5 protein-coding genes and 1 pseudogene are annotated in these 6483 nt (G+C 55.3%); all 6 read right to left on the bottom strand.

Translation table 11 applies throughout. The annotated features are described in order from the left end of the window. Positions 1-43: 43 nt before the first annotated feature. Positions 44-382, bottom strand: coding sequence for a carbohydrate ABC transporter permease (locus CPT76_RS28295; RefSeq protein ID WP_258168871.1), 339 nt, complete (start codon positions 380-382; stop codon positions 44-46). 16 nt (positions 383-398) lie between these two features. Beyond that, positions 399-1814 carry an ABC transporter substrate-binding protein gene (locus tag CPT76_RS28290; protein ID WP_219845481.1) on the bottom strand — a complete coding sequence of 472 codons (1416 nt, stop codon included), beginning with the start codon at positions 1812-1814 and terminating at the stop codon, positions 399-401. A 95-nt stretch (positions 1815-1909) separates the two neighbouring features. Continuing rightward, positions 1910-2134, bottom strand: a complete 225-nt coding sequence (locus tag CPT76_RS40720; RefSeq protein ID WP_258168870.1) for a sensor histidine kinase — start codon at positions 2132-2134, stop codon at positions 1910-1912. A gap of 14 nt (positions 2135-2148) precedes the next feature. After that, the gene (locus tag CPT76_RS28285) at positions 2149-3693 is read right to left on the bottom strand and encodes a sensor histidine kinase (RefSeq protein ID WP_258168869.1); all 1545 of its coding nucleotides are present in this window, start codon (positions 3691-3693) and stop codon (positions 2149-2151) included. Next, a complete protein-coding gene (locus CPT76_RS28280; RefSeq protein ID WP_258168883.1) occupies positions 3690-5375 on the bottom strand; it encodes a response regulator in 1686 nt (561 codons plus the stop codon). Before CPT76_RS28280 ends, CPT76_RS28285 begins: the two co-directional genes overlap by 4 nt. Positions 5376-5789: 414 nt before the next feature. Beyond that, positions 5790-6483 (bottom strand): annotated as a pseudogene (locus CPT76_RS28275) (NAD(P)/FAD-dependent oxidoreductase); the annotation flags it as partial.

The following is a 6483-nucleotide window of genomic DNA, read 5'->3' as shown; positions in this document are numbered from 1 at the left end:
TAAATGATCGTCCGAAACAAGGCGCGTGCCTTAATGTTCATGTTCAGCAGCAGGGCGATAATGAAGGAAATGATGATGCAGGCTGGCACCCGCAGCACGACGAATAAAACGTGACGCCAAGCGAGCGGTAGAAGCTCTCGTCCTGGCCGGAGAAGAGCCGGGCGTAGTTGTCGAAGCCGATAAAGGACACCGACTCCTTGAATACGTTGTAATCGGTCAAGCTCAGCACAAAGCTCGCGATCATGGGACCGGCGGTAAACAGAATAAACCCGATTACCGCCGGAGCCGTAAACAGCAGCCCGTAGAACAGAGCTTTGCGTTCCCGTACGCCCGCCTTGCGGCGCACAGGAACCGGAGCGTTCATCGGAATGTTTGTCTGCATGTGTACTTTAAGCCCCCTATTTTACGTCTCGCCGTCCCTGCACCTGTGCCTGAGCCTTAGCCGCGATGCTGTCCATGGCCTCCTTGGCCGTTGTCTTGCCCAGCCATACGTTATCCATGGCAGGATTGACGATATCCATGATCTTGTTGAAGTTCTTAACGTAACCGGTAGGCGTAGCATGGCTATGATTGAGCACGACGTCAATAACCGCATCTTTGTAGCCTGATGGCCGGGAAGGCTGATTCACCGCCCATTTCGACAGCAGGGCATCATCCGTATACCAGTCCTTCAGCGAAGGCATCCATGTGCCGTAAGTCAGCATCTCGATTGACGCATCTGGGTCAATAAGCGCCTTGAGCAGCTCCCAGGACTCTTGGGGATGCTTGGTCGATTTAAAGATGGAAAACATCGCGCAAACTACCGTGGTCGCCGGCTTTTTCATGACAGGAAGCACCCCGACGTTAAAGTGAACCTTCGATTCCGCAAGCGTGCTGGTATTCCATTGTCCGTCAATCACCATCGCCACTTTTCTCGTCTGCAGAGCCACATTTGTTGCCGGAATGTTCTTGGCCTGCAGCGGCGACGGAGCAACGTGGTACTTATTGATCAGATCGGCGATATTCTGCAGCGCCTCGACGGCTTCCGGCTGGTTCAAAGCAAACGTCTTGCCGTCCGGGGAGACAAAGTCGCCGCCGTTTGAAAAAATAAAGCTGCTGTACGCTCCCCACCAGTTGCCGGGGTTCACTCCGTATTGCTTAATGTTTTTCGGATCAAAATTCGGATCGTCCGCATTCCGTCCTTTGTTGTCCAAGGTCAGCTTCTTGGCGGTGTCCACGAACTGTTCCCAGGTCCACGCTTCCGATACCTTGGAAGGCGGCGGCGTCAACCCAGCCTCTTTGAAGGCATCTTCGTTATAAAAAAGCGTAAACGATTCCGGGCCGGGGGCTATACCGATGATATTGCCAGGCTCCGAGGAATAGGTGATATTCGGAACCAGAGTATCGGCCTTAATTTCGGGGTCCTTGTCCAGGAATTCCTGAAGATTCAGGAATTTCCCCTGTTCCGCAAGCGGAAAGGCGATCGTCGCCGATTCCATCATCGCTACGTCCGGTTCATCGTTGCCGGCAACCATGGTCGTCAGCTTGGTGTCGTAATCGGTAGGAATCTGCTGCAATTCGACCTTCACGTTAGGATGCTCTGCTTCGAACCGGGCGATGACCTTTTTGTTTACGGCAATTTCATTAGGCGCTCCCCATAAGGTGAGCCGGAGCTTGATCTGTTCGCCGGCCGCCGCCTGGGTCCCCCCCTTGTCCGCGCTTCCGGCTGCAGGCCCGCCGCTTTCCTCCGACCGGGTGCAGGCGCTCAGCAGCAATCCTGCCGTGAGCAGAAATGCAATCGCTGCCGTCAGCGGCTTTCGGTGTTTTTTCATCATGAACTTTAACCCCTCTCCTGCTTTACGAATGATTTCATAGCTGCAGCCTATGTTGCCTTTGATTATAGATTTTAGGCAGCGCTTTCAAAACCGGATTATTTTTGGAATGGTGGACTTTGATTAGAAAAGTGGGGCAGTGTGATGATCACGCGTGTTCCCTGGCCTACAGCGGATTCGATATCGATGCCGTACTCGTCCCCATACGCAAGACGAATGCGGGAAATCGTGTTTTTGATTCCGATCGAGGCGGACTCTGCATACAAAATCCGCTGAATCGTTTCCCGGCTCATGCCGCGCCCGTTATCCGAAACAACCAGCACACGAGTCCCGCCCTTTATCTCTCCGGTAACTTCGATGCGTCCCCTTCTTCCATTTGCTCGAAGCCGTGGAGAATAGCATTTTCGACGAACGGCTGGAACAGCAGCCGCGGCACCGGGGTGTCCAGCAGCTCGGGAGCGATGCCAAAATGAACCGTGAACTTCGATTCAAGGCGGGCCTCCATAATGTAAAATAGTCCTTCATCCACTCGAGCTCCTCGGCAACCGTAGTCCTTGCGCGAGGTGTAATGCAGCATATTGGACAGGCGGACGAGCATCCGGTTCAGCTCCCTCTGTCCCGATTCGATGGCCATCCAGTTCATGATGTTGAGCGTATTGTAAAGAAAATGCGGGTTCATCTGCATATTGAGCGCCATGATTTCCGCCTCTTTCTCCTTGATTCGGATTTCGTAGTTCTCCTTCACCAGCGTTTCGATGCGCGAATTCATCCGGTTGAACCGCTGCAGCAGCACCCCGAACTCGTCATGGGTTTTGACTTCTACCCGGGTCTGAAAGTCCCCTTCGCCGACCGAGCGCATGGCGGTGAAGAGCTGCCGGATCGGGCCTGTCATTTTGCGGACGATAAAATAAGCGAACAAGTATGCAATCAATGCCAGGAGCGCGGCCAGCAGGATCGTCGACGTGCGGATGGTCGGAATAAAGCCGCGGACGAGCGTGGATTCCGGAATCATGACCACCGATAGCCAGCCGGTTACGGCGGAGCGGTCGAAGCACAGGATCGTCTTTTGGCCGTCCAGGACCAATCGCTGCGTTCCGCTTCCAGCCTTTCGAATGGCGTTCACCCATTGTTCATTGAACACTCGGGTTACCTGGGAGGCGTTCGAGCTGGCCACGACCTTGTTATCCGGATCAATCACCAAATAGCTTGATCCTGTCGGAATGCTCTGCTCGAATTGGGAGTTGAAAAAGTCCGCTTTAAAGCCAATCGTCAGTACCGGCCGCTCCACGTTCGGCCGCAGCCTGGCAATCGTGGAATTATCGACATAGGAAAATTCCATCAGGCGGGTGGCGGAGAACATATACCGGTATTCGATATCGCTGTTTTGCAGCCAGGGCTGATCGAACATTTGGACGAAATCGTAGGTCGGGTACCAGACCATTTTGCCATGTGCCCTCTCCGCCTCCTGATACAGCGCCGTGCGAGTCGGATCCCCCTGCGGAAGATTGCGCTGTGAGCCGAAACTGTAGTAGGAGGTCCACAGCTGGTACGTGTACACATCCTCATTTTGCGTAAAATACTTGCTCAGAATGGCGGACACCTGCCTGTCCGCATTCAGCAGCTCCGACGGAACGGAAGGATCCAGCTGGTTGAAGATCCGAAAAAGGTCCCGGTCGACGAACAAGGCCAAGCTGCCCTGGTCTACCTTCCTCAGCTTCGTATCCATCACTTCATTGCTCTTCTTGACGATTTCGAGCACGTTGTTTTGCGCCTGATCCCGCATCGAGCTCAAGCTGTTCCGGTAGTAGATGAAGCTCAGGAGCAGCAGGGGCAGCGCAATGAGGACGACATAGCTGGCCAGAAGCCTGGAGCGGAATTTCATCTGGACCTCCCCTCCCCTGATTTTTGCTGCCCGGCCCAATGACGGTACGCCTCCGGCGTAACGCCGACATGCTTTTTAAAGCTCCGGGAAAAGTATTTCGTATCGCGGAAGCCGCACCTTTCGGCGATCTCGTACACCTTTAATCCGCTGCCGTCCCGCAGCAGCTCTTCGGCTTTGCGCATCCGGATCTCAATGAGAACATCCGAGAAAGAACGGCCTGTGGCCTCTTTGAACAAGGTGCTGAAATAAGACGGGTTGAAGCGGAATGACTCCGCCACCGATTCCAGCGATAAATCCTCCATGTACCGCTCGCGCATCAGCTCCAGGCAGCTGTCGATCACGAGCTCGCGTTTGCTTTTTTTCTGCTCCTTCAGCGTGACGCCCATTTGCTCGAGCACCGAATCCAAAATCTCCAGCAGCTCCACAAACCGCCGGCAGGTGCGGATCTGCCGCACAGCTTCTTCCGTCAGCGGGTTCATCCCCCACCCTGATTTGCTGTCCGCCAACTTCAGCAGGAGCAGGCAGGTCTGGTCCTTGACGGACTGCGGTTCGGCCATGCCGTCAGCCGACATGACGGTCACGGCTGTACGGCACAATTCCTTTGCACCTTTCGTATCGCCGGCATTCAGGAGATCCAACAGTTCTGCGGCAGAGCACATTAAAACCGGATGTACCGGCAGAAGCTCGCCATGAGACAAGATCGCCCCATGCTGGTCGTAGAACAGATACGGGAGCGCAGCCAGAGCCGTCCGGTAAGACTGAGGGCCCCCCTCGGCTAGATCAACGCATTCTTCTCCGATCGCATGCACCCATCTGCCGGAATACCCTACAGCGGTGAGTTCTGCCTGTAGGCTCATAAGCCCCATGCGGATGTCTTCCCGCTTTTCACCAAAGCTTGTACCCGTTTGGAGGATCGTGACCCACCTCGGCCGCGTCCAATCCGCCGCATCCCAGGCGATCGTCAAGGCCGTACCGAAGGCAGAGCAGGCGCGCTCCAGCGCTCGGTGCAGCCTATCGGCCGTCAGAGAGGCGGAGCGGGGTTCGGTGTAAGTGTCAGGCGATGGGGCGTGGAACCCTGATGACTTCCCGCGATCCGAATGTTCCATGGCAGAGACGCTCCCATCCCCGCTGGCTGGCTCCAACTCTGAAACGATGACCACACCAGGACCATCCACGATTCCGGCCGAAAGCCAGCTCTGTTCCTCCTCCAAGCTCAGGCTGCCGGACAGCCACTGCTGCATCAAACGCCCTTGATGGGCCAATGAAGCTGCCGTCATTTGCTGCTCCAGTGTTATGGCTCGAGCCCGTGCCTCACACTCTTCACGGTAGATGTGTTCCAGCCGCTCCAGCACTTCCTCCAGCTTGTCGACATCAACCGGCTTTAACAAATAATCAAAAGCCCCCTGCCGCAATGCCTCCTGGGCATATTCGAAAAGGTTGTACGCGGACAGCATCACGATCCGCGGCTTGTAAGGCAAGGCTTCGTTCGCCCGCCGCAGGAACGTAAGCCCGTCCATTTGCGGCATCCGGATATCCGTAAATATGACCTCGGGCCGGTCGATGCCGGCCATTTCAAGCGCCTTGGCTCCGTCCCCGGCCGTAAACACTTCGCAGCCGGGCCGGCTCGCCAGCAGCATCCCGGCCATACCCCGGCGGTGCCGCGGCTCATCGTCTACAATCATGAATTTCAAGCGGTTCACCCCCAGAATGTTCATAGCATTAAATTCAACAACATCGTACCAGATGGGAGATGAGGTAGGTATATAAAAAAAACGTCTATCGACGTACCTTCAAAGAAGACAGACCGCGTTTAAAGGAAGTTTTTCTTGCGAGATCCGGAAGCGGTTGCTCCGAATCTTATACTTTCTGATCTCTTAAAAAAACAACCCAGCAGGAGGGATCCTGTCCGGGTTGTTTGGGTTTAGGGTCTCTGTTTGAAATGATCACAGAGTTGGAGGAACGGTGTAGCCCATATTTATCGCTGTCGTTTCTGATGGAAGCAGAACGCTTGTAATATCGTCGCTACTCGTTTCCCCTGACAACTTCATCACCGTTATGCAACATTCGAATTAAGTACCAGGTGCTGCCTCGGATGTTTACCGGGACAGCGACTCCACGATCCCGCGGGCAATCCATACGCCGGCCGCCCCGGCTTGGGCCAGACCGCGCGTAATCCCCGCTCCGTCGCCGCCGCAGTACAGCCCGCGGATTTCCGTCTCCAGCGTCTCCGACAGCTTGGGACGGGCGGAGTAGAACTTGGCTTCGACGCCATAGAAAAGCGTATGCTCCGAAGCGATGCCCGGCGTGACATGGTTCAGCGCCTCGACCATTTCGATCAGGCTTTTCATCGTGTTGTAGGGCAGAACGAGACCCAGGTCCCCCGGTACAGCCTCCTTCAGGGTAGGCTCCAGAAATCCTTCCCGGATCCGCCCTTCGGTCGAGCGCCGTCCACGCAAAATATCCCCGTATTTCTGGACGATGATCCCGCCATTGGACAAATCGTTGGCCCGTTTGCATATTTCACGCGCATACTCGTTCGGCTTATCAAACGGTTCCGTAATTTATGTGAGACGAGCAGCGCAAAGTTGGTATTGGACGAGCCCAGCGCCGGATCCTTGAAAGAATGACCGTTGGCAGCCATCGCTCCGCTGTGATTCTCGACCACGACATGGCCGGAAGGGTTGCTGCAGAACGTGCGAACCCGAGTGCCTACGGAGGTGTTAAAGACGAATTTCCCCTCCGTACAGATGCTGATTGATTTCCGACATCACCACATCGGAGGTTTCGACG

The organism is Paenibacillus sp. AR247 (assembly GCF_002968895.1).
Classification (GTDB): Bacteria; Bacillota; Bacilli; order Paenibacillales; family Paenibacillaceae; genus Paenibacillus_AQ; species Paenibacillus_AQ favisporus.
This window is presented reverse-complemented; position numbering and strand designations above follow the sequence as displayed.

Coding starts and splice junctions, on each gene's coding strand:
- CPT76_RS28295 (WP_258168871.1), bottom strand. CDS start 382: ATGCAGACAAACATTCCGATGAACGCTCCGGTTCCTGTGCGCCGCAAG.
- CPT76_RS28290 (WP_219845481.1), bottom strand. CDS start 1,814: ATGATGAAAAAACACCGAAAGCCGCTGACGGCAGCGATTGCATTTCTG.
- CPT76_RS28285 (WP_258168869.1), bottom strand. CDS start 3,693: ATGAAATTCCGCTCCAGGCTTCTGGCCAGCTATGTCGTCCTCATTGCG.
- CPT76_RS28280 (WP_258168883.1), bottom strand. CDS start 5,375: ATGATTGTAGACGATGAGCCGCGGCACCGCCGGGGTATGGCCGGGATG.